Source organism: Rhodopseudomonas sp. RCAM05734 (assembly GCF_052658035.1).
The window spans coordinates 1208987-1230664 of sequence record NZ_CP199742.1 but is presented as its reverse complement, the minus strand read 5'-3'; the positions used below and the strand labels follow the sequence as shown (position 1 = coordinate 1230664).

The 21678-nt window shown below is 67.5% G+C and carries 15 protein-coding genes, 1 tRNA gene and 3 pseudogenes; 10 read left to right on the top strand and 9 right to left on the bottom strand.

The window, feature by feature from the left end; genetic code table 11:
* Window positions 1–15: 15 nt before the first annotated feature.
* From ACUXVA_RS06005 to tsaD, 3 genes and pseudogenes are all read right to left on the bottom strand, one after another.
* Window positions 16–430, bottom strand: a pseudogene (locus ACUXVA_RS06005) (EVE domain-containing protein).
* A complete protein-coding gene (locus tag ACUXVA_RS06000; RefSeq protein ID WP_445491261.1) occupies window positions 431–1411 on the bottom strand; it encodes an NAD(P)H-dependent glycerol-3-phosphate dehydrogenase in 981 nt (326 codons plus the stop codon).
* A gap of 2 nt (window positions 1412–1413) precedes the next feature.
* Window positions 1414–2486: pseudogene (gene tsaD, locus ACUXVA_RS05995) on the bottom strand (tRNA (adenosine(37)-N6)-threonylcarbamoyltransferase complex transferase subunit TsaD).
* 136 nt (window positions 2487–2622) lie between these two features.
* Between tsaD and ACUXVA_RS05990 the strand changes: the two are divergent.
* From ACUXVA_RS05990 to ACUXVA_RS05975, 4 genes and pseudogenes are all read left to right on the top strand, one after another.
* Window positions 2623–3370: pseudogene (locus ACUXVA_RS05990) on the top strand (uroporphyrinogen-III synthase).
* A 52-nt stretch (window positions 3371–3422) separates the two neighbouring features.
* Window positions 3423–4673 carry a COG4223 family protein gene (locus ACUXVA_RS05985; protein ID WP_265081106.1) on the top strand — a complete coding sequence of 417 codons (1251 nt, stop codon included), beginning with the start codon at window positions 3423–3425 and terminating at the stop codon, window positions 4671–4673.
* A 7-nt stretch (window positions 4674–4680) separates the two neighbouring features.
* Window positions 4681–6483, top strand: coding sequence for a heme biosynthesis protein HemY (locus ACUXVA_RS05980; RefSeq protein WP_445491259.1), 1803 nt, complete (start codon window positions 4681–4683; stop codon window positions 6481–6483).
* Between the two features lie 290 nt (window positions 6484–6773).
* Window positions 6774–6849: transfer RNA gene (locus ACUXVA_RS05975), tRNA-Thr, on the top strand.
* Between the two features lie 281 nt (window positions 6850–7130).
* On the opposite strand, the gene ACUXVA_RS05970 is transcribed toward ACUXVA_RS05975, so the two are convergent.
* On the bottom strand, window positions 7131–8024 hold the full coding sequence (locus ACUXVA_RS05970; RefSeq protein ID WP_445491257.1) for a hypothetical protein: 894 nt from the start codon (window positions 8022–8024) through the stop codon (window positions 7131–7133).
* Between the two features lie 375 nt (window positions 8025–8399).
* Here ACUXVA_RS05970 and ACUXVA_RS05965 point away from each other — a divergent pair, with 375 nt between their 5' ends.
* The gene (locus ACUXVA_RS05965) at window positions 8400–9254 is read left to right on the top strand and encodes a DUF4118 domain-containing protein (protein ID WP_265081108.1); all 855 of its coding nucleotides are present in this window, start codon (window positions 8400–8402) and stop codon (window positions 9252–9254) included.
* 37 nt (window positions 9255–9291) lie between these two features.
* Here the strand turns inward: ACUXVA_RS05965 and ACUXVA_RS05960 are convergent, their stop codons facing one another.
* Window positions 9292–10320 carry a bile acid:sodium symporter family protein gene (locus ACUXVA_RS05960; RefSeq protein WP_445491254.1) on the bottom strand — a complete coding sequence of 343 codons (1029 nt, stop codon included), beginning with the start codon at window positions 10318–10320 and terminating at the stop codon, window positions 9292–9294.
* A gap of 98 nt (window positions 10321–10418) precedes the next feature.
* Here ACUXVA_RS05960 and ACUXVA_RS05955 point away from each other — a divergent pair, with 98 nt between their 5' ends.
* Window positions 10419–11297, top strand: coding sequence for a LysR substrate-binding domain-containing protein (locus ACUXVA_RS05955; RefSeq protein WP_265081110.1), 879 nt, complete (start codon window positions 10419–10421; stop codon window positions 11295–11297).
* A gap of 75 nt (window positions 11298–11372) precedes the next feature.
* Here ACUXVA_RS05955 and ACUXVA_RS05950 read toward each other — a convergent pair whose 3' ends face one another.
* Window positions 11373–12248 (bottom strand): caspase family protein, encoded by an 876-nt coding sequence (locus ACUXVA_RS05950; protein ID WP_265081111.1) that lies wholly within the window; start codon window positions 12246–12248, stop codon window positions 11373–11375.
* 362 nt (window positions 12249–12610) lie between these two features.
* On the opposite strand from ACUXVA_RS05950, the gene ACUXVA_RS05945 reads away from it, so the two are divergent.
* The 4 genes from ACUXVA_RS05945 (at window position 12611) to ACUXVA_RS05930 (ending at window position 17393) form a co-directional block, all read left to right on the top strand.
* Complete coding sequence (locus ACUXVA_RS05945; RefSeq protein WP_265081112.1) at window positions 12611–14335, top strand: hypothetical protein; 1725 nt, start codon at window positions 12611–12613, stop codon at window positions 14333–14335.
* Window positions 14336–14466: 131 nt separating this feature from the next.
* Window positions 14467–15192, top strand: a complete 726-nt coding sequence (locus ACUXVA_RS05940; protein ID WP_265081113.1) for a thermonuclease family protein — start codon at window positions 14467–14469, stop codon at window positions 15190–15192.
* A gap of 59 nt (window positions 15193–15251) precedes the next feature.
* Complete coding sequence (locus ACUXVA_RS05935) at window positions 15252–16103, top strand: LssY C-terminal domain-containing protein (RefSeq protein ID WP_413776424.1); 852 nt, start codon at window positions 15252–15254, stop codon at window positions 16101–16103.
* Between the two features lie 111 nt (window positions 16104–16214).
* Complete coding sequence (locus tag ACUXVA_RS05930) at window positions 16215–17393, top strand: pyridoxal-phosphate-dependent aminotransferase family protein (RefSeq protein WP_265081114.1); 1179 nt, start codon at window positions 16215–16217, stop codon at window positions 17391–17393.
* Window positions 17394–17544: 151 nt separating this feature from the next.
* On the opposite strand, the gene ACUXVA_RS05925 is transcribed toward ACUXVA_RS05930, so the two are convergent.
* From ACUXVA_RS05925 to ACUXVA_RS05915, 3 genes are all read right to left on the bottom strand, one after another.
* Complete coding sequence (locus ACUXVA_RS05925; RefSeq protein ID WP_265081115.1) at window positions 17545–18798, bottom strand: MFS transporter; 1254 nt, start codon at window positions 18796–18798, stop codon at window positions 17545–17547.
* Window positions 18799–18871: 73 nt separating this feature from the next.
* Complete coding sequence (locus ACUXVA_RS05920; protein WP_445491249.1) at window positions 18872–19414, bottom strand: PRC-barrel domain-containing protein; 543 nt, start codon at window positions 19412–19414, stop codon at window positions 18872–18874.
* 43 nt (window positions 19415–19457) lie between these two features.
* Entirely contained in the window at window positions 19458–21656 is a 2199-nt protein-coding gene (locus ACUXVA_RS05915; RefSeq protein ID WP_265081117.1) for an amylo-alpha-1,6-glucosidase, read from the bottom strand.
* Between the last annotated feature and the right edge of the window lie 22 nt (window positions 21657–21678).

Here is a 21678-nt window from a genome sequence, read left to right as displayed (position 1 = left end):
CGTGCGGGCGCACGCTCAGAACCCGCCCATCTTGCAGACGATCTTCCATTCCTCTGGTGTCACCGGCTGCACCGACAGCCGCGACAGTTTGATCAAGGCCATTTCCGACAGTCTGCTTCTCCAGTTTGACCGCGGCCAGCGTCACCGGCGTCTTCAGCGGCTTGTCGGCCTTGATGTCGACGCAGACGAACTTGCCGGATTCATCGGTAGGGTCGGGATAGTGCTCTTTGATGATCTCGACGACGCCGACGATCTCCTTGCCCTCGTTGGAGTGATAGAAGAACGCGCGGTCGCCCTTCTTCATCTGCATCATGAACAGTTTGGCGCTGTGGTTGCGCACGCCGGTCCAGGCCTCGCCCTTGGCGCCTTTGGCGACCTGCTGGTCCCACGACCAGGTCGAGGGCTCGGATTTCATCAGCCAGTGTTTCATCTATCCCTCAGCCTTGAACGGTCGTGTCAGCAGGCCCTCGATGGCCTGGTCGATGGTGGCATGCCCCGCGAGAATGGCGGCGACGGCACGGGCGACCGGCATGTCGACGTCTTTCGACGCCGCCAGTTCGGTCAGCACCGGCGCGGTGAATTCGCCCTCGGCGAGCTTGTTGCGCGGCGGTTGCTCGCCGCGGCCGAGCGCCGCGCCGAGCGAGAAATTACGCGACTGCGCGCTGGAGCAGCCGAGGATCAGGTCGCCGAGGCCGGACAGGCCGGCCATGGTCTCAACGCGCGCGCCGCAGGCGCGGCCGAGCCGCGACAATTCGCTGAAGCCGCGCGTGGTCAGCGCCGCCAGCGCCGAGGCGCCGAGCCGCTTGCCGGCGACGATGCCGGCGGCGATCGCCAGCACGTTCTTCGCCGCGCCGCCGATCTCGACGCCGCGCACGTCGGTGGAGTGATAGGGCCGGAACGTCGCCGAGCCCAGCGCATGCACAAGCGCAATGGCTAGCGCCTCATTCGAGGTCGCCAGCGTCACCGCGGTCGGCAACCCGCGCGCCACGTCGTCGGCGAAACTCGGTCCGGACAAGATCGCCGGGATCGCCGTCGGCGCGGCTGCGGCGATCACCTCGGTCATGAACTGGTGGGTGCCGCGCTCGATGCCCTTGGCGGTGGCGATCACCGGCGCGGCGTCGCGCAGATGCGGCGCCAGCGCGGTCAGCGCCTCGCGCAGATTCTGCGCCGGGGTTGCCAGCAGGATGATATCGGCACGCCCGGCCAGTGCGAGATCGCTGGTGACCTTGATGGCGTCGTCCAGCGGAACGCCCGGCAGCCGTGGATTTTCCCGGCTGTCGTCGATCAGCGTCGCTGCGGCTGGCGTGCGCGCATACAGCACCACATCGCGCCCGGCCCGCGCGGCGACGCTGGCCAGCGCGGTGCCCCAGGCCCCGGCGCCGATCACCGCGATGCTGTTGAAGGCGGCCACGGTCAATATGCCGCGCGGGTCTTGGAGAAACCTGCCGGCGCGGTGGCATTGCTGTCGAGCAGCCAGCGCGCACGGGGGCGGCTTCCATGTCGTCGACCAGGCCGAGCGCGAGGCGTTCGGCGCCGGCCCAGGCGATCATCGCGCCGTTGTCGGTGCACAACGCCGGCGGCGGCATGATCAACTGCGTCCCGGCCTTGGTCGCGACGTCCTGCAATGCGCCGCGGATCGCCTGGTTGGCGGCGACGCCGCCGGCGGCGACCAGCGCGTTGGGCGTGCCGAACCGTTCGTGAAAGATCCGCAGCCCGACGCGCAGCCGGTCGGCGGTGGCGTCCATCACTGCGGCCTGGAAGCTGGCGCAGAGGTCGGCGATGGCCTGCCGGTCTAGCCGGTCGAGCCGGCTGGCCTCGTTGCGCACCGCAGTCTTCAGGCCCGACAGCGAGAAATTGGCGTCCGGCCGGCCCAGCATCGGGCGCGGGAAGGCGAAGCGGGCGGGATCGCCGTCGCGTGCGGCCTGTTCGACCTGCGGGCCGCCGGGATAGGGCAGGCCGAGCATTTTCGCGACCTTGTCGAAGGCCTCGCCCATGGCGTCGTCGACGGTGGTGCCGAGCCGCACATAATCGCCGACGCCGAGCACGGCGACGATCTGGGTGTGGCCGCCGGAAGCCAGGAACAGGCAATAGGGAAAGGCGATATTGTCGGTCAGCCGCGGCGTCAGCGCGTGGGCCTCGAGATGATTGACCGCGATCAGCGGGGTGTCGTGCACCATGGCGATGGCCTTGGCGGTGGTCAGACCGACGATGACGCCGCCGATCAGGCCGGGACCGGCGGCGGCGGCCACGGCGTCGAGCTGGGCGAAGCCGATGCCGGCCTCGGACATGGCGCGACCGATAATGCCGTCGAGCAGGTCGACATGGGCCCGCGCGGCGATTTCCGGCACCACGCCGCCGAACGGCGCGTGGTCGGCGATCTGCGAATGCACGATGTTGGACAGGATGCTGCCGCGGCCGTCGCTGTGCCGTTCGATGACGGCGGCGGCGGTCTCGTCGCAGGTCGTCTCGATCCCCAGCACCAGCATCGGTCGGTCGGTTGTCAATCTCGGTCCTTGCGTTTGCGGCCCAGCCGGGCTTTTGCTTCCCCGGCGTAGCATTCCGAGGTCGCGCCATGCAATCGCCAGCGGCCGCGATGACCCCCAAAGCACAGGCGCTGTCGCCATGGCCATTCTCGTCACCCGCCCGCAGCCGGACAATGATCTCGACCGCCGCAGCCTTGCGCGCGCGCGGGCTCAAAGTGCTGCCGGCGCCGATGCTGCGCTTCGAACAGATCCCCTTCAACGACGATGCCGGCGCCAGCTATGGCGCCGTCATCGTCACCTCGGCCAACGCCCTGCGCGCCATCGCCGATCAGCCGGTGCTCGCAACGCTGCGCAAGCTGCCGCTGTTTGCGGTGGGCGAGCGCACGGCGGAGGCCGCGCGCGAGGTCGGCTTCGACGACGTGACGTCCGCCGACGGCGATGCCAATGCGCTGCGCGATCTGGTGGCCGACAGCGTGCGGAGCAAACGTCTCAGGAAGTCGCAGACCTTGCTCTATCTGGCCGGCGCCGATCTGGCGCGCGACCTGGCCGGCGAGCTCGGCGCGCGCGGCTTCAATGTGACGGTGCAGACCACCTATAGCATGGTGCCGGTGACCGCGTTTCCCGCCGAGGTCGGTGAGGCCTTCGCCTCCGGCGGGGTGGAGGCGGTATTAAATTACTCCCGGCGCAGCGCCCGCGCCTTCGTCGATGCCGCCCGCGCCGCCGGGGTGGAGATCTCAGCGCTGGCGATCCCGCAATGCTGCCTGTCGGAGCAGGTGGCGTCGATCGTGCGCGACGCCGGCGCAACCCGGGTGCTGGTCGCTGACCGGCCCGACGAGGCCGCCCTTTTTGCTGCGCTCGACCGTGCCTTGGCCCCGTTATCGCGCTAAGGAGAGGGACGAATCTGCTAGGTCTTGATGCCCGTAACAAGGAACTCCGGCGATGGTCGATGACAGGCCCGAACACACTGCGCCGGATCTGGGCCGGCCCGATCTGGGCAGGCCGAAGCGCCCGCCGCCGACCATCGACCTCGCGGCCACCGAGGTGACCAGCGAAACCGCCGCCAGCAACGCCGGTGCCCCCGAAGCCCCGGCTGAGACGCAGGCCGAACCCCAGCTGGAGCATACGTCCGAGCCCCCGGCCGCCGCTGAGACTGAATCCCCCGCCGAAGTGGAGGCCGCCGCCACCGAGCCGGCCGCGCCCCCTGCGCCCAAATCCTCTGCCGCCCTCGCCGCCGGGTCCGGCGCCCTTGCCGCAGCCGTCGTGGTCGGCATTGCATGGTTCGCCGGCTGGCAGGCGACCCCGAGTGCCCCGGAAGCCCCGCAGGCCAACAGCATGGCGCTGGACGCGCTCAGCGCCCGCATTGCCCGCGTCGAGTCGCGGCCGGCGCCGACCGCGTCGCCAGGCGCTGCCGCGGCGCCCGATCCCGCGTTGGCCGCGCGCCTCGATGCGCTGGAAAAATCCGTCACCGCGCTGCGCAGCGACCTCGCCGCCATCAGCGCCCAGTCGGAACGCGCCGCAGCCGCGGTCGCCGACCTCAAATCCGCGCCGCCGGCCGCTGCCCCGCCGGTGAATCTTGCGCCGATCAACGACCGGCTCAGCAAGATCGAACGTGCCGCCACGGCGCTGCGGGCCGAGGCTGCGCAGCAGGCCGCAAAACCCGCCGACGACAGACCGTTGCGCCGCGTCGTCGCGGCCTCGCTGCTCGACGGCACGCTGCGCCAAAGTGAGCCCTATGCGGCGCAGCTCGGCGCCGCCAAGCCGCTGGCGGAGGACGCCAATGCACTGAAGCCGCTCGACGCCTTCGCCGCGTCCGGCCTGCCGACCGCCGCGGCGCTGAGCCGCGAGCTGCTCGCGGTGCTGCCGAAGCTGACCGCGACGCCGGAGCCGGCGCCGACCACCGGCACCGGATTCGTCGACCGGCTGCAGGCCGGCGCCGTCCGGCTGCTGCGCATCGAACGCACCGACGCGGTGGCCGGCGACGACCGCAACGCCATCGTGTCCCGCGCCACCGCCGCGGCCTTGCGCAACGACGTCGCTTCGGCGCGGCGTGAGCTCAATGCGCTGCAGCCGGCCGATCGCGGCGCCGTGCAGGCCTGGATCGACAAGGTCGACGCGCGCGATGCCGCGCTCGCCGCTTCCCGCCAGTTCGCAGCCGACGCGATGGCGGCGCTCAACAAGCCGGCGCCATAGGAATCCGATGCTCCGAATCATTCTGTTTCTGGTGTTGATCGCGCTCGCGGCCCTGGGCGCGGCCTGGGTGGCCGATCAGGGCGGCGATGTGGTGCTGACATGGGGCAGCCGGCGCGCCGCGCCGTCGTTGCCGGTGTTCCTGCTGGTGCTGCTGCTGACGATTATCGCGGCCATGGTGGCGTGGGCGATCCTGCGCGGGCTGTGGCGGACGCCGGCGCGGCTGCGCACGAGCCGGCGCGAGAAGCGGCTGGCCAAAGGCCGTCATGCGATCACGCAGGGCCTGCTGGCCATCGGCCACGGCGACAGCGAGGCCGCGCGGCTGCATGCCGGCCACGCCAGGCGCTTTGCCGCCAACGATCCGCTGGCGCTGCTGCTGCATGCGCAATCGGCGCAGCTCGACGGCGACCGCGAGGGCGCCCATCGCGCCTTCCACGCCATGGCCGAGCGCGCCGACACACGGCTGCTCGGGCTGCGCGGCTTGTTCATCGAGGCGCAGCGCGCCGACGATCCGCTGGCCGCGGTGACCATCGCCGAGGAGGCGCTGAAGCTGGCGCCGGGCTCGACCTGGGCCTCCCACGCCGTGCTGGGTTTCCGTTGCGCGCAGAATGACTGGAGCGGCGCGCTGGCGATCCTCGACAACAATCTCGCCTCCGGCCTGATCGACAAGCCGGCGTTTCGCCGCCAGCGCGGCGTGCTGCTGACGGCCCGCGCGCTGGCGCTGGAGACGCTGGACCGCGATCTGGCGCGCGAAAGCGTGATGGAGGCCGTCAAGCTGGCGCCGACGCTGATCCCGGCGGCGGTGCTGGCCGCGAAATTCGAGAGCGAGGCGCATCAGATCCGCCGTGCCATGAAGACGGTCGAGACCGCCTGGCTGGCGCAGCCGCATCCCGATCTCGCCGACGCCTATGCCCATATCAAGCTCGGCGATTCCGCCCGCCAGCGGCTGGTGCGGGTCGAGACTCTGGCGCAGAAGGCGCCCGGCCATATCGAAAGCGCGCTGGCGCTGGCCCGCGCCGCCGTCGACGCCAGCGAATTCGCCCGCGCCCGCGCGGCGCTGGAGCCCTTCGTGGCGGCGCCGACCCAGCGCGTGGCCATGCTGATGGCCGAGATCGAGCGGCTGGAGCACGGCGACAGCGGCCGTGCCCGCGCCTGGACCCTGCGCGCGGTGCGCGCCGCCCACGATCCGGTATGGACCGCCGACGGCTACGTCTCCGACCGCTGGCGCCCGGTGTCGCCGGTCACCGGGAGACTCGACGCGTTCCAGTGGCAGACGCCGCTGGCCTCGTTGCCGTCGGACCGCATGTCGACCATCGAATCCGAGATCCTGCACGCCACCGTGCTGGCACCGCCGGCGCCCGTGCCGGCCCGGCCGGTGGCCGAGGCCGAGCCGTTGCCGCCCGCGGCGCAGGACAATGTCCCGGCGCCGATTGCGGCCGAATCCGAACCCGCTGTCACGGCCGAGCCCGCGCCCAAGCCCGCGCCCAAGCCTGCACCTAAGCCCGCGCCGCCGGAGGCCGCCGAGCCGCCAGAGCCGGTTGCGCCCGCCACGTCGGCTGCGCCCGCGGCCCCCGCTGCGGCCCCTGTTCCCACCGCGCCGCCCGCCCCGGCCTCAACCGCCCCCGCCGCGCCGCCGCCCTTGTTCCGGGCGCGCGCGGACATCGTCCGCCCCATTCCCGCGGTGATTCCCATCGTCCGCGCGCCCGACGACCCCGGCGTCGACGACGATCCCCTGCATGACGAATTCGCCGAGCTGAACGGCGCCCAGCAGGCCGGCGGCTGGCGCGGCTTCCTGGCCCGTTGGGGCGGCTGAAGCCCGCCGCTCCTTAACCTCTCCCCGCTTGCGGGGAGAGGTCGGAGCCGGGCGCCAGCCCGGTTCCGGGTGAGGGGACTCTCGGCGGCCCGACGGCCTCACTCCCGCTGAGTGCTAAATCGGACCACCTTGGCGCGAAACCCCGGCAAAGCGCCCCTCGGCCGCTCCGCAGCATTCCGCCCCTCGCCCGATTCCGCCCCTTCCAGCGCTGCCGCTTCTTGCAAAATCACCCCGCGCCCGATATCAGATGCGCCTGTGTTTCGGCCCCTCGCCGAACGCACCGTTGGTTCGCCGCAATAGCTCAGTTGGTAGAGCACGTCATTCGTAATGACGGGGTCACAGGTTCGAGTCCTGTTTGCGGCACCAACCATTCCTCCGTCCCGAACGAAATTGCCAACCTTGCGTGGGGCCGCACGCTCACGCCGCATCAAAGGCGGCGATTTTCGTGATCTATGACGCTATTTGTAGATCGCTCGGAGTCGCAGAGGCCTATCAAGAAGGTGTGACTGCAGTTCGGTTATCAGGACGGTCGGCCGATCATATAAGAATGATTAAGGCGCCACGATAGTTTTCGTGCACTGAGGCTATTGGCGTAGGCGCGCTGTGGTGGTGGAACCTCTCGCGCGAAAGCTTCCGAGCTCTGCGTCTTAAGCTGTTGCCGCTAGCTGCGTATCCATAACGGCTCTGGCCTTAGCCGCAGCGCTCGCTGGATCGCTAGCTAGTAGCTCCCGGGCAAGATCGAAGCCCCCGACGTTGTTAGCCCACCGAATTCCTACCGTAGGTTCTTTCCATGGGAGCAAAATGCCGAAGCGCCAGAATTTACCGGGCAGGCGAGTCCGTAGTTCAACATACCAATCGTAGTCGTGTGTGAAGATAAAAACCTGTCGGTCAGAGAACTCTTGGGTCAAAAGGTCGGTCACGTAACTCCGGTGCTCACGATCAAAGCTGCTCACAACATCGTCTAGAACAAGCGGAATATTAGTTCCGTCCCGTTTGGCAAAAGCCAAGAACACACAGAGGCCTAAGCTATTACGATGTCCTTCCGATAGCGTCAGCCGCAGGCTTAACTGCTTTCTGCCGTAGAAACGCAGTGCCAAATCCAAAGCTTTGTCCGCAGCCTCTGGTTGGTAGAGATGCACGCTATCTATAGGTTCTTGAGGATGAAGGACGGCCCACATTTTTTGGATATCGTCGCTAATGCTTTTGATGACTGAAGTAGTTTGCGCTCGGATTTCCGCCCGCGTCGCGTCCTCCATTTCCGTAACGAAAGTGACGAGTAGGTCTATTTGCTCAATCCGAGATCTCAATCTAACAATTTCTGGGAAGTGGCTTGCAGACTCTAGCAGCCCCAAATCTGTAACAAGTTTTTCGATTGAAGAAGGAGCGTCTTTTGAGGCGCGTTTCAGCTCCGCGACAACGGCAACCAAAGCTGCCGAAAATTCCTCTGATCCACTATCCAACCTGCCTTCTCTGAGATCGGCGATTGGAAAGGCACAAAAGTTTCTAAAATAGTCTCTCAAAGTCTCGTCGCGGATTGCCACCCGCAATTTTCCAGCAATCTCTTTCCGGATCGAATTTCGATCGCCCACCCATAGCAGCCACAGGCTGCGTCAATTGCCTGCGATGTGGCGCGGTATAGGCGCCGCGCTTCGCAGCAATGCGGATCGGATCCCAACCACCATCCCCCGTCTGCCGGGCGCGCTGTCTCCCTCATCTCGATCCGAGAATTTTCGCAAAGGTCCGGCTCATCGAGGCGCGAGAACGCGACCGGCGGGAGAAGCGAATTTCCGCTTCATGTGGTTCGCGCACCGATGAAGTTGGGATATACTTAACCAGTCGGTCCGGGCCGCGACCTTGCTTTGGCTGGTTCCTTTAGCCAATGCGTTGCCGCTCAGGTGCCGGGCAGGAGGCAAGCCGTGGCCGATACCCAATCGAACCTGCAGCAGGACATCGCGCCGGAGGCCGCCCCGCTGCTTGGCCCGGTCGCATCCGGGCTGATCGGCTATCTGGCGGCGATCGCCATGACCGCCGTCGCCACGCTCGCCGCCATCGCGGCCGACAGCAAGGTGTCGATCCCCAACCTGTCCCTGGTCTTCGTCGTGCCGGTGGTCATCGCCGGCGTCAGCCTCGGCCTCGGGCCGTCGCTGTGTTCGGCGGTGCTGGGCGCGCTGGCGTTCAATTTCTTCCTGACCGAGCCGCGCTACTCGCTGGCCGTCGACGACGCCGCGAACATCTGGGCGATTGGGCTGCTGCTGGTGGTCGGCGTCATCGTCAGCGGCGTGGCCTTCACCTCGCGCCAGCGCGCCAGCGAGGCGGCGCTGCTGCGACGGCAGGCCAATGTGCTGAGCGGCTACAGCCGCGACGTGGTCGCGGCCGGCAATGTCCATGGGGTCCTGACCGTCACCGCCCAGGCGCTGGCGGCGCTGTTCCAGGTTCCCGCGGTGGTGATGCTAATGGCGGAGGGCCGGGTGGTGGCGCTCCGGCAGGTCGGCGAGCTCGAACCGCGCGAGGCCGAACTGGAGGCGGCGCGCTCGGCGCTGGCGACCGGAACCGTGGTGCGCGGCGGCGTCTATCCGGATCTGGCCTCGCGCTTCGACTTCTGGCCGGTGCCGGCGGCCGAGGGCCGCACTGCCGTCATCGGCCTCGCCTTCGATCCCGATGAGCGCCCGCCGCTGCCGGACGTGGCGGTCGACGTCGTCGTGCGGATGCTGGGCCTGGTGCTGGACCGCCAGCAGCCGCGCGCTGGGCAAGCGGCCCCGCCGGCCGGCTGAAGTCGGCCGAGCGGTCGCGGCCGGCGCGATCGCGCTCTCAGGATGCGGTTGGCGTCGACAGCATGGCAGTCCCCGCTTCGATGTCGTGCGCCGTCGTGCGCCTCGCGTAGCGCCGGGCCAGGATGGCGCAGACGAACAGCTGCGCCTGGTGAAACAGCATGATCGGCAGCACGATCAATCCCAGCGCGTGGCCGGAGAACAGGATGGCGGCCATGGGAATGCCGCTGGCCATGCTCTTCTTCGAGCCGCAGAACACGATGGCGATCTCGTCTTCCGTGGCAAAGCCCATCCAGCGGCTGGCCAGCGTGGTGGTGACGATGACCATGGTCAGCACCGCGAGATCGATCGCCAGCACCAAGGCCAGGCTGGCCGGCGACAACTGGCCCCAGATGCCCTCGACCATGCCGGCGCTGAAGGCGGCGTAGACGATCAGCAGCACGGAGCCGCGGTCGACCGCCGAGGTGATGCGCGCATGGCGCAGCAGCCAGGCGCCGACCCACGGCCGGATCGGCTGACCGACGATGAAGGGCGCGACGATCTGCGCGGCGATCTCTTCGAAGGCCACCATGGAGACTCCGCCGCCGGCGGACGACAGCAGCAGCGAGACCAGGAGCGGGGTCAGCACCACGCCGAGCAGGTTGGACACCGAGGCGCTGCACAGCGCCGCCGGCACATTGCCGCGGGCGATCGCCGTGAAGGCGATCGACGACTGCACCGTCGAGGGCAGCAGGCACATGAACAGGATGCCGATCGCCAGGTCGCCCGGCAGATAGGGGCGCAGCAACAGGCTGGCCACGAGGCCGACCAGCGGAAACAGCAGATAGGTGCTGGCGAACACCATCGATTGCAGGCGCCAGTGCAGCAGGCCTTCCCTGACCGCGGCGGGCGACAGCCGGGCGCCGTACAGCAGGAACAGCAGCGCCACGGCCGCTGTGACCGCATGGTCGACATAGCCGGTCGCGGCACCGCGGGCGGGCAGCAGCGCGGCCAAAGCAACGGTGCCGATCAGCAGCAGCAGGAACGGGTCGACGGGCAGGCGGATACGGCGGAGCGGGAAGCTGGACATTGGGAAGGACCTCGTTTGATCGAGGCAAATCTAGGTCGGCGCCCTGTCATGCGAAATCCTCATAACCACGATATTAGTCATCACGTATGGTGATGACCATGACCTATCTGCCCGTCGATCTCCTGCAAACCTTCGTCGCGGTCGCCGATGCCGGCAGCTTCACCGGCGCCGCGCGTCTGCTGGGCCTGCGCCAGTCGACGGTCAGCCAGCAAATCCGCCGTCTCGAGGAACAGACCGGGCGCCGCTTCGTCGACCGCGACACGCACAGCCTCGCTCTGACCCCGGATGGCGAGGCCCTGCTCGACCATGCGCGGTCGATCTTGGGCCGCTACGCGCATCTGCATCAGCATCTGGCGGCAGCGCCGCTGCGCGGCCGGCTGCGCTTCGGCGCCTCCGAGGATTTCGTGCTGTCGGCCTTGCCGAACGTGCTCGCCGCCTTCGCGCGCCAGCATCCCGAACTCGACATCGAACTGCATTCGGGACTGAGTGAAAATCTGCGTGCCGAATTCGATGCGGGGCGGCTCGATCTCGCTCTGATCAAACGGCGTGACGGCGACAGCCGCGGCCAGATGGTCTGGACGGAGCCGATCGAATGGATGGCTCATCCCGAATTCCGCCTCGACCCCGACAGTCCCCTGCCGCTGATCATGTATCCGCCGCCCAGCATCACGCGCGTCGGCGTCCTGCAGACGCTGGAAGCGTCGGGGCGGCTGTGGCGCGTGGCATTCACCAGCGCCAACGTCTCCGGCCTGAGCGCGGCCGCGCGGGCCGGGATCGGCGTGCTGCCGCATTCCACCCGTTTGATGCCGCCGGGCCTGACGATCCTGTCGCCGCGCCAGGGCCTGCCGAAACTGCCGGACATCCAGTTCGCGGTGATCGCCCCGGACGGCCCCAGCCCCGCGGTCCAGGCCCTCGCCGCGACCATCATGAACTGGGCGGGACCGCGCGATCGCGCCAGCTCAAGCGAGCGGATGTGACGGCGAAGATGGCATGGACGATGTCAGCAACGGGCAAGCTCGTGGAATTGCCCGGCCGGAGCAGCGGCGCCGAAGCTAGCTGCCGGCCTTTTCGGCGGTGCTGGCGAGGCCGCTGCCGAGCGGAATGTCGTCCACCAGCGACGACGACACCGCCGGGACCTGCTCGCCGTCGGAGGCGCGGGTGACGGCGACGCGGGTCCGGGTGAACAGCGCCTCGGCGCCGGAGGCCTTTTCCTTGAGGTTCTTCAGGAGCTCGCCGGCCAGCAGGCTGTTGGCGCCCTCGACGTCGTCGGCGACCTTGCCGGGCGTCGCCGAGGACAGGATCAGCGCATTGTCCGGCACGTTGATCGGCGCCAGGCCGCGCGAGTAGCCGCGGAAGCGGCGCTCATAGGGATTGCGGCGAGAGGCGTCGATGACCACCAGCTTGGCGTGGGCGCCCTTCTCCTTCATGACGTCGAGCACGGCCTCGATGCTGACGCCGTCGCGGCGGATGTCGGCCTCTTTCCAGATCGCGGCATCGACCGGGATCATGTAGCTCTCGCGGCCGACCTGCACGCCGTAGCCGCCGAAATACAGCATCACGATGGAGTCCGGCTTGATCTTCGCCTTCAGGCGCTGCACTGCGCGCGCGAGATCATCGCGGGTGGCGTCCTCCACCACATCGACGTCGAAGCCGTCATGGCGCAGGGCGCTGGTCAACGCGCGCGCATCGTTGATCGGCTGGGTCAGCGGCGCACTGGCGTCGGGATAATGGCCGTTGCCGATCACCAGCGCGATGCGCCCGGCCTTGCCGGCGACGTCGACGGTGGCATTCGACGGCGTCGCGGCGGCGACAGCGATGGGCCGCTTGTTGAACGCGGCGTTGGCACCCAGCGCCAGCGACACCAGGCCGACAAAAGCGGCTGCAATGGTGATGGAGCGGCGCGTGACGCCAAACAACCGTACATTCATATAAGCCATCCCTGTCAGCATTGGACACGCGCTTCTTGGTCGCGCCAACGTCGATATAGGTTTGTGGGGGTGCCCGAGTTATTGGGCAGCAATTGCGCTCAATTTGCGGCACCGCAGCAAACAGACAGTTAACCCGGTGCGGCTTTCCCGGCAACCCGTGCGCGCCGCGCCTGGCCGCCGCACGCTGCAGGTATCCAGGCACGCGCCGCTGCCTCCGGACTGCCGTGCCGAACGGCTCGCTTGCGGCAGCAAGAGGGCTTGCTGCCATCGGCATCTCCCGCTGCGGGTTCCACGAGATTGTGTTCCCGTTGCATTTGTGTAATTTCTGCAAGGACTTGCATGCCTCAGCGCCGGACCCGCAGATGAGTATCCCGTATTTCGTCCGTGCCGCCTGCCAGGCGCTCACTGGCCCGAAGGATGGCCCGTCGCTGTACGATCTCTGCGACCCCGTCTTTCTCGGCGATCGCGGCGGCGATCCCCACATCGCAAGATTCTACAAGACGGCGCTGGGCAATCCGGCGCTGCGGGCCCTGCTGCGGCGGGCCGGACTGCCGGAATTGCGCGATCCCGGCCGCTTTCGCAGCCTGCAGGACGCCCTGATCCGCGCCCGCGACGACGCGGCGCCGGACTGGGCGGCGATCGGCCGGCCGGTGGCCGAGCTGCTGGACAGCGTGACACTCAGCCATCCCGCGCCTCCGCAAGTGTCCGCGCCGGCAACCGCGCCCGATCTCGCCGCGATCGACCATGTGATCCGCACCTGTGGCGCGCATCTGCTGCGCTCGTTCGGCAGTAACGGTTTCATTCCGGCCTACGCCGCCTTCAACCTGATCGGCGATCCCGACCTGCACGGCCGCGAATTCCTGATGGCGCTGACCGGGCTCAACGCCCGCAACTACAAGAACTCGACGCTGCTGTTCAACCTGGCGCGCGTCTTCATCGCGCGCTCGCCGGCAGCAAAACTGATCAATCCGCCATGGACGGGAATCGCCGAGCCGATGTGGGCGCCGGTGCAGATCCGCCATCGCTCGGCCTATTACGATGCGTTCTTCACCGAGGCGCTGCTGAGCTTTGCCGGCAGCGGACTCGCCACGGCCGAGCAGGCGCAGGCGACAGAGCGCGCGATTTCGGACATGGTCACGTTCTGCCTGACCACCAGCCGCGAGCAGGTGCGTTGCCATGACGGCCGCACGGTCGGCGTCATCACCGCGCTGGCGCCGCCTCCGCAGCCGCGCTTCAGCAAGTTCTTTACCGGGATCAAGCACAGCCTCGGCTTCGACGTCTATGTGCCGGACTGCGACACCACCGCCTGTTCGTTTTCCGCGGCCACCCAGGCCGGCTCATGCGATCCGCTGCTCGACCAGCCGCTGTTGGATTTCTACGCCGGCTACCAGGTCGGCAATGGCGCCAACGCGCCGATGGTCACCGTGCCGCTCAACGATCATATCGACTACGCCGGCGGCGTGGTCACCTGGATCGACAATCTCAAAAACGAGCGGCCGTTCGGCAACGATCTCGATCCGACGCTGAACCTCGACATTCTCGAGGTCAGTTTTCGCAACTGCGCGCGCTGGAGGATTCTGGAAACGCCGCAGCGGCTGCAGACGCTGCAGCGAATCATCGGCTTTCAGCACCGGCTGGTGGCGTCCGGCGCCTTCGCCGATCCGCGCTCGCACATCTATTACCTGCCGGAACTGTACTGCGCCTATTTCGGCCGCTGCCATGCCGCGTTCCTGCTGCTGCCGCCAGCCGCCCGCCAGGCGATCGATCCCGATGGCGCCTTTGCCTTCATCCGCAGCCGCGTGCTGGCTTACGTGCAGCACACGCTGATGGCCGCCGAGATGAACGTGTTCGACGCGGCGCTGGCGCTGATCGCGCTCGGCCACCTCGGCGCCGAGGCGAGCAGCTTCGCCCCGGCGCTGCAGTGCATCGTCGGCCATTTCGGCGAAGGCGGCCGCAAGGGGCCGTTTCGGGCCTATGAATGGAACAAGATGAAGACGCCGACCCGGATTTTGGTGGGCGGGCCGGAGGTGACCTCGGCCTTCGTGCTGATGGGACTGGCGCTGGCGCGGCGGGCTATCAAGTCGTGACGCATCTCCCAGCGCCGCGCCATATCGCGCTAAGTTGAATCCGGCACGTGTCGCCGTGCTGGCGCGGCTGCCCAATTCCCCGCACAATTGGTGTTCAAAGCTCAGTTCCGCCCATTGCCGGGATATTGATAATGTTCAATCGATTTCTGTTGTCGCTGTTGCTGCTCGGCCTACCGACCCTGGCGCAGGCGGCGGATATCACCGGCATCCCGAAAATCCGCGACGGCGACCAGATCGCCATCGGCAGCACCCGCATCCGTCTCGCCGGCATCGACGCGCCGGCGCTCGACCAGCTCTGCATCAATGCGACCGGCGAGCGCTGGACCTGCGGCGTCGCGGCCCACGACGCGCTGGTGAAGCATGTCGGCGACAAGAGCTGGACCTGCCATGTCACCCGCACCGACCGCTTCGGCCGCTCGGTGGCCAAATGCGAGGTCGACGGCGAAGACGTCCAGAAATGGATGGTGGCCAACGGCTGGGCGCTGTCCTTCGTGCAGTTCGCGCACACCTATGACGCCGACGAGAAGGTCGCGCGCGACGCCAAGATTGGATTGTGGGAAGGCGCCTTCATCGCGCCGTGGGACTGGCGCGTCCGCAACAAGAAGACGACCATCCTCGGATCGGTCAAGCCGCCGGAGAATGCGCTGGCCATCCTGCTGGCCTCGGCGTCCGGATCGGTGGCGCCGTCGCCGACCTGCACCATCAAGGGCAACGTCAACCGCTCCGGCGTCTGCATCTATCATACGCCGAAGAGCCGCTGGTACGCCAAGATCAGCATGAAGATCAGCAAGGGCACGCGCTGGTTCTGCTCGGTGGAGGAGGCCCAGGCCGCAGGCTGCCGCGAGACCCGGCGCTGAGCTTTTCCGCGATCCCATGCTAGGCTTCACGCCAGTCGGACTCTCGAGGGCGCGACGCATTGGCTGACATCCGACCCGACGCGCCGGCGCCGAAGCCCCGGCGCGGACGGCTGCACCAGACCGCACGGCTCACCGTATTCCTGCTCGCAGTCTACGGCGCCGTCGCCTACTTTCTGCTGCCGACGTTCTGGACCCATTACGAGCACCAGCAGCGGCTGGCCGGCCTGCCGATGGTCACCATGACCGCGCAGGGCATCGCTGGCGACCCCATCAATGTCGGGCTGATCGGCGACCGCACGGACGTGCTGTGCGCGATGAGCAAAGCGGGCTGGTATCCCGCCGATCCCGTGACGCTGAAATCGTCGGTCGAGATCGTCGGCAGCGTGCTGCTTGACCGGCCCTATCGCGACGCGCCGGTGAGTCCGCTTTTCTATCTCGGCCGTCGCGAGGATCTCGCTTTCGAGAAGCCGGTCGGCAGCAGCGCCGATCATCGCCACCATGTGCGGTTCTGGAAGGTGCTCGACCGCGGCCAGGAAGACCGGCCGGTCTGGCTCGGCGACGCCACGTTCGATCGAAGCGTCGGCATCAGCTCATACACCGGTGCCATCACCCACCACATCGCCGCCGACATCGATGCCGAGCGCACCTTGCTGACCGGCGACCTTGAAAATGCCGGCATGGTCACCGCGAAATATCAGGTGACCGGCATCGGACCGACGCTGGCCGGACGCAATGGCGGTGGCGATGCGTATTTCACCGACGGCGAGGTGTGGATCGTGCGCCTGGTGGTCGCCTGCCAGAAGCGCGACGGGCCCGCGGTGACGATCCCGAGCCCGCCGGCCACCGAGATCAAGGATGCCATCTGGAGCGCCATCAGCACCGCGCTCGGAAATAACGCCGCGCCGCCTTGAAATTCCCGCTCCGGCGCTGCATCCATCGCATGCGGTGCGCGCGCTTTGATTCCGCGCTGCGTCATGCCACCATCCCCATCCAGTCATCCGGTTGCCAGCAAGGAATTTGAAATGGTCGTTCGAGCGGGGCGTGAGTTTCTGGCCATCCCCGGCCCCACCACCATGCCCGACGAAGTGCTGCGCGCCATGCATCGCCCGGCCCTCGACATCTATTCCGACACCATGGTGCAGATGACCGCGAGCATCCTGCGCGATCTCGGCACGCTGTTCGCCACCAAGGGCCGGACCTACATCTATATCGCCAACGGCCATGGCGCGTGGGAAGCGACCCTGACCAATGTGCTGTCGCGCGGCGACAAGATCCTGGTGCTGGAGAGCGGTCGCTTCGCGATCGGCTGGGGGCAGGCTGCCCGGGCGATGGGCGTCGATGTCGAGGGCCTCAAGGGCGACTGGCGCCGCGCCATCCGCCCCGCGGAAGTGGAAGCGCGGCTGCGCGCGGACACCAACCACGAGATCAAGGCGGTGCTGGCGGTACAGGTCGACACAGCTTCTGGCGCCTACAACGACATTGAAGCCATCGGAAAGGCGATCAAGGCCGCCGGCCATCCGGCGCTGTTCATGGTGGATGCCGTCGCTTCGCTCGGTTGCATGCCGTTCGAGATGGACGCATGGGGCATCGACGTCGCCATGTCCGGCTCACAGAAGGGCCTGATGGCGCCTCCCGGCCTCGGCTTCGTCGCCGCCAACGATCGCGCCCGCGCGGTGCACAAGACTGCGAATTTGCGCACGCCCTATTGGGACTGGACCGAGCGCGAGGGGCCGGAGCACTACAACAAATATTCCGGCACCGCGCCGGTTCATCTGCTGTTCGCTCAGCGACAGGCCATCGACATGCTGTTCGATGAGAAGTTGGACAACGTGTTCCGGCGCCACAGCCTGCTCGCCGAAGCGGTGCGCCGCGCGGTCGCCGTGTGGTCAGAGGGACAGGTGGTCAACTTCAACATCGAGGAGGCCCGCGAGCGCTCCAATACAGTGACGACGGTGACGATTCAGGATCCGGCGCCGCTGCTGGCCTATTGCAAGAACATGTGCGGCGTCGTTCTCGGCGTCGGTATCGGCGATCTCTCGGGCAAGGCGTTCCGTATCGCCCATATGGGCCACGTCAATGCGCCGATGATCCTCGGCACGCTGGGGGTCATCGAGATGGGCCTGCAGGCGCTCGGCATTCCCCACGGCAAGGGCGGCACCGAAGCTGCGATCAACTATCTCGGCGAGAACGTCGCGGCCTAACCTTCTCGGTTGTCGTCACCCGCGCAAGCGGGTGACCCAGTAGACGCAAGCGCTGCGGCGTCGCCACCGACGCCGCAGAATACTGGGTCGCCCGGTCCTTGCGCGCAAGTGCGCGCCTGGCCGGGCGATGACAACTGTGTGCGGGGAGAGGTTATGAAACTTCCCGCCTTGTCTCCGGCATGATGGTCCAGATCATCAACAGCCCGAGGGCTGCGACGCAGGCGAGGCCGACAAAGGCCACCGGCGCGCCGAAGCGATCGGCGACGAAGCCGGCGAGTATCGTGCTGAGCGAGGCGCCGATGCCGGTCGCAGTGCCGACGATGCCCTGGGCGAGGCTGAAGCGGCCGCTGCCGAAGGCGACGTCGGCGACGATCAGCGGGATCATCACGCTGAACACCGCGGCGGTGATGCCGTCGAACACCTGCACGGCGACCAGCACGTAAGGATCCTTCACGATCGCGAACAGCAGGCCGCGGATGGCCAGCGCGGCGAAGCCAAGCAGCAGCAGCGGCCGGCGGCCCCATTGCTGCGCCTTGCGGCCGACAGTCGGCGATGACAGCGCGACGATGGCCTGCGGCACCACGATGCAGAAGGCGATCAGCACCGGTGCCCAGTCGGCCGACCGCGTCGTCACCACGCCGGCCATCAGCGGCAGCATCGCCGCATTGGCAAGCTGCAGCAGCAGCACTGCGGCGGCGAAGATCAGCAGCGGGCGCTGGCGCAGCAGATCGACCACGCGAATGGATTTCCGCTCGGCGCTCTTGTGCGGCGTCGCGCCATGAGCCTGCGCCGCGTCGATCTCGCGGGCGCGGATCCGCGACAGCGCCAGCAAGGTGGGCATCGCCAGCAGGAACGTCACCACGAACACCGACCGGCTCGACAGGAAATAGCCGCAGGTGCCCATCACCGCGGCGGCAACGCCGTTGCCCAGCGAGGCGTAGCGCGCGTTGCGGCCGAGCCGTTCGCCGATCCGCAGCGGGCCGACCAGGCCGAGGCTGATCGCGGCAATCGACGGACCGAGCACGCAGCTCGCCATGGCATGCAGCGTTGCCGCGGTCATCACCACCGGCAGGATCGGCAGCGCGGCATAGCCGAGCGCGCAGCAGCCGATCGTCGCCACCGCTAAACCGGCAACGAGCTTTTCCGATTTGGCGGCGTCGACAATGGCGCCGCCCGGCATCTGTCCGATCAGCGCGATGATCCCGCCGATCGACAGCACGAAGCCGATCTCCACCTGCGTCCATTTCTGCGTGGTGAGATAGACCGCGACGAACGGACCGAAGCCGGTCTGCACGTCGGCGAGAAAGAAGATGAACCAGTCGAGGCCGCGCAGGCTTTGCCGCGAGGGCGCAGGCTTCGGCGGCGGCTCGCCGTCGAGATCCGGCGCGATGCCGGGCGCATGCACGCCAAGTTCCGGTACCGCGTGGTCATCGCGCGGAGCATCGTCATTGGCAAGGATGGGTGCATGCGTGGACAGTCTACTTCTCCTGTCCGTTCAATGGCGGATAGCGCAGCGGCTCCAGCTTGCCGGAGGCTCCGAGCGCTACGATCGGCTGGTCATCCTTGTATTCCGGCGCGGCGCGGACCTGCTCGCGGGTCAGGCCGAGGCTGATGCTCTCGCTCTTGTTGGCGACGTTGCCAAACCGCAGCGCGCTCCAGTCGACCACGATCTTGCGGCTGCCGACGCCGAGAAAGCCGCCGAAGTCGATCACCGCGGCGCGGGTCTGGCCGCCGCGATCGACGATCACATCGGCAATGCGTCCCATGTTATCGCCGGTCGGGCTGCGCACGTCGCGGCCGAGAATGCCGCGCGCATCGACGGCGTCGATCACGGTCACCACGGGCGGTGTCGTCGCCTCGGCCGGCGCGGCATCGGCCGGTTTCTTGTCCGGAGCGCCCGGAATCGCTTGCGGCGAAGCCGGGGCAGCTTGCGGCGCAAGTGTGTCATTGGCCGGCCATGCCCGACCCGTCGAAAGCCCGACGGCGATCATTACGGCGATCGTCCAACCTGATTGACGCATACAGCCTCCCGGCAAGGTTCGGCGGAGCGACCGCGCCGCCATGTCAGTGCGACAGCACGATCGAGACCTGGATGCGGCCACGGGTGCGCAGCACTTCTAGCGAGACATCGTCGTTGTGACGGCGCAGCCGCAGGTCGACGCTGGACTCATTCAGTGTGAGATCGCGCAGGACCACTTCGGTCAGGAATGACGGCAGCCGTGGGTTGCGCAGCCGGATCTCGCCGCGCGCGGCGTCGAATTCGATGCCGAGCGCGGCTTCGAGCAGCGTGAACGGCGTGGCGCTGGCCCAGGCCTGCGGCGCGCAGGCCACCGGATACAGAGTCGGCCCGCGGCGCTTCTCGCGCTGGAAGCCGCAGAACAGTTCCGGCAGCCGCCGCAGGTCCATATAGGTCGCGGTATCGAACAGGCCCTTGAACACCGCCTCCACCGAATGCTTCAATCCGTAGCGCGCAAGGCCCAGCGCGATCAGCGCATTGTCGTGCGGCCAGATCGAGCCGTCATGGTAGGACATCGGATTGTAGCGCGCCTCGCCGCGCGCGACGGTGCGGATGCCCCAGCCGGTGAAGAAGTGCGGCCGCATCAGATCGGCGGCGACCATGCGCGCGCGGTCCTCGCGGGCGATGCCCGTGAAAAGCACCTGACCGGCATTGGAGGTCCGCACCTCGCAAGGCATCTTCTCGCCGTCCAGCGCCAGCGCATAGGTGCCGAGCTCCTCGCACCAGAATGCATCCTCGAACGCTGCGGCGAGTTTCTCCGCTTGCGTTGACAACTCGCTGGCCTTGTCGGTCAAGCCCATGCGCAATGCCAGCTTCGAGGCCAGTTGCTTGGCGGCGTAGACATATCCCTGCACTTCGGCGAGCGCGATATTGCCCTCGGCGAGCTTGCCGTCGGCGTGGAAGATAGCGTCGAAGGAATCCTTCCAGCCCTGGTTCTGCAGGCCCTGGTCGGTGGCGCGCTGGTATTCGACAAATCCGTCGCCGTCGGGATCGCCGGGCCCATCGATCCAGCGCAAGGCAGCCTCGATCGCCGGCCACAATTCGCGCAGCGTGTGGTCGTCGCCGGTACGCTCCACATAGAGGCCGGCCAGCATCACGAACAGCGGCGTGGAATCCACGCTGCCGTAATACTGCGCGAACGGCACCTCGCGCAGAGCGGCCATCTCGCCGCCGCGCATTTCATGCAGGATCTTGCCGGGCTCGGCATCGTTGAGCGGATCGACCGTCGTCGCCTGGAACCTGGCGAGGCGCCTGAGCACGCCGCGCGCGACGCGCGGATCGATCCACAGCATCTGCAATGCGGTGATCAGGCCATCGCGGCCGAACGTGGTCGAATACCAGGGAATACCGGCATAGGGATAGCGGCCCTGCGGCGTCTCGGTCAGCAGCATGTTGAGGTCGGCCATGGCCTGGCACAGCACCTCGTTGAAGATGTTGTTGGAGGTTTCAATCGAGGTGGCGCCCTTCGAGAAGTTGCGCATCTCGCGCCGGTGCGCCAGCAGGGCCTTGAAGAACGGCGCCGGCTGATGCCCGGGAGCGGCGTTGCAAGACGCAGCGACAAACAGTGAGGTGGCTTGCTGCGGCGCCAGTTCGAAATGATAGGTCGCCAGATTGGGCGACAGCCGCGTTGGCCGCGGGTCGAAATGCACCATGGTGCTGCGTGGCGTATCGTCGAGGCCGGTATATTCCAGCGCAACGTCGCTGGGGCCGAGCAGCCGGCTGGTAGCCACGCCGCGGCGCGGTCGCTGCGAGCCGCGCACCTCGAACAGATCGGCGAAATCGTTGTCGAAGGCCAGCGTGAGATCGAAGCTGGCCGGATGCTCGCCATGATTCTGCAGGCCGATGCGCTGATAGGCAGTGCCGCGCCAGAGAAAGAAGGTGCGCACGATGTGCAGCATGTCCTTCTGCAGCACCAGGCGACCCCCGCTGTAGATGTCCGGATTGGTGAGATCCACGGTCAGCGCCGAATTGTCGTCGCGCAGGTTGGAGCCGAGCAGCAGCGGCTGCAATCCGTCGAGCGTCAGTTCGAGCCGCGCCAGATAGCGGGTGTCGGCGTTGAACAGACCGTCGGGACCGCCAGCGGAGGCGCCGATGTCACCATGACTATCGAGCACCACGAAGGTGTCGTCGTGTTTCAGGGCGCGGCGCGGTCGCGCGGCGGGGCCGGTCATCGGAATATAGAACGGGGATTCCGAGACGGTTTCGACCGGGATGGCGCTGATCTTGGCGGCGGCGTCGATGGGCATGGGAGACCTCGGCAGGTTCCGG

What these genes read in the sequence shown, in the direction of transcription:
- ACUXVA_RS05985 (WP_265081106.1), top strand. Translation starts at nt 3,423, where the DNA reads ATGGTCGATGACAGGCCCGAACACACTGCGCCGGATCTGGGCCGGCCC.
- ACUXVA_RS05980 (WP_445491259.1), top strand. Translation starts at nt 4,681, where the DNA reads ATGCTCCGAATCATTCTGTTTCTGGTGTTGATCGCGCTCGCGGCCCTG.
- ACUXVA_RS05960 (WP_445491254.1), bottom strand. Translation starts at nt 10,320, where the DNA reads ATGTCCAGCTTCCCGCTCCGCCGTATCCGCCTGCCCGTCGACCCGTTC.
- ACUXVA_RS05955 (WP_265081110.1), top strand. Translation starts at nt 10,419, where the DNA reads ATGACCTATCTGCCCGTCGATCTCCTGCAAACCTTCGTCGCGGTCGCC.
- ACUXVA_RS05950 (WP_265081111.1), bottom strand. Translation starts at nt 12,248, where the DNA reads ATGAATGTACGGTTGTTTGGCGTCACGCGCCGCTCCATCACCATTGCA.
- ACUXVA_RS05945 (WP_265081112.1), top strand. Translation starts at nt 12,611, where the DNA reads ATGAGTATCCCGTATTTCGTCCGTGCCGCCTGCCAGGCGCTCACTGGC.
- ACUXVA_RS05940 (WP_265081113.1), top strand. Translation starts at nt 14,467, where the DNA reads ATGTTCAATCGATTTCTGTTGTCGCTGTTGCTGCTCGGCCTACCGACC.
- ACUXVA_RS05930 (WP_265081114.1), top strand. Translation starts at nt 16,215, where the DNA reads ATGGTCGTTCGAGCGGGGCGTGAGTTTCTGGCCATCCCCGGCCCCACC.
- ACUXVA_RS05920 (WP_445491249.1), bottom strand. Translation starts at nt 19,414, where the DNA reads ATGCGTCAATCAGGTTGGACGATCGCCGTAATGATCGCCGTCGGGCTT.
- ACUXVA_RS05915 (WP_265081117.1), bottom strand. Translation starts at nt 21,656, where the DNA reads ATGCCCATCGACGCCGCCGCCAAGATCAGCGCCATCCCGGTCGAAACC.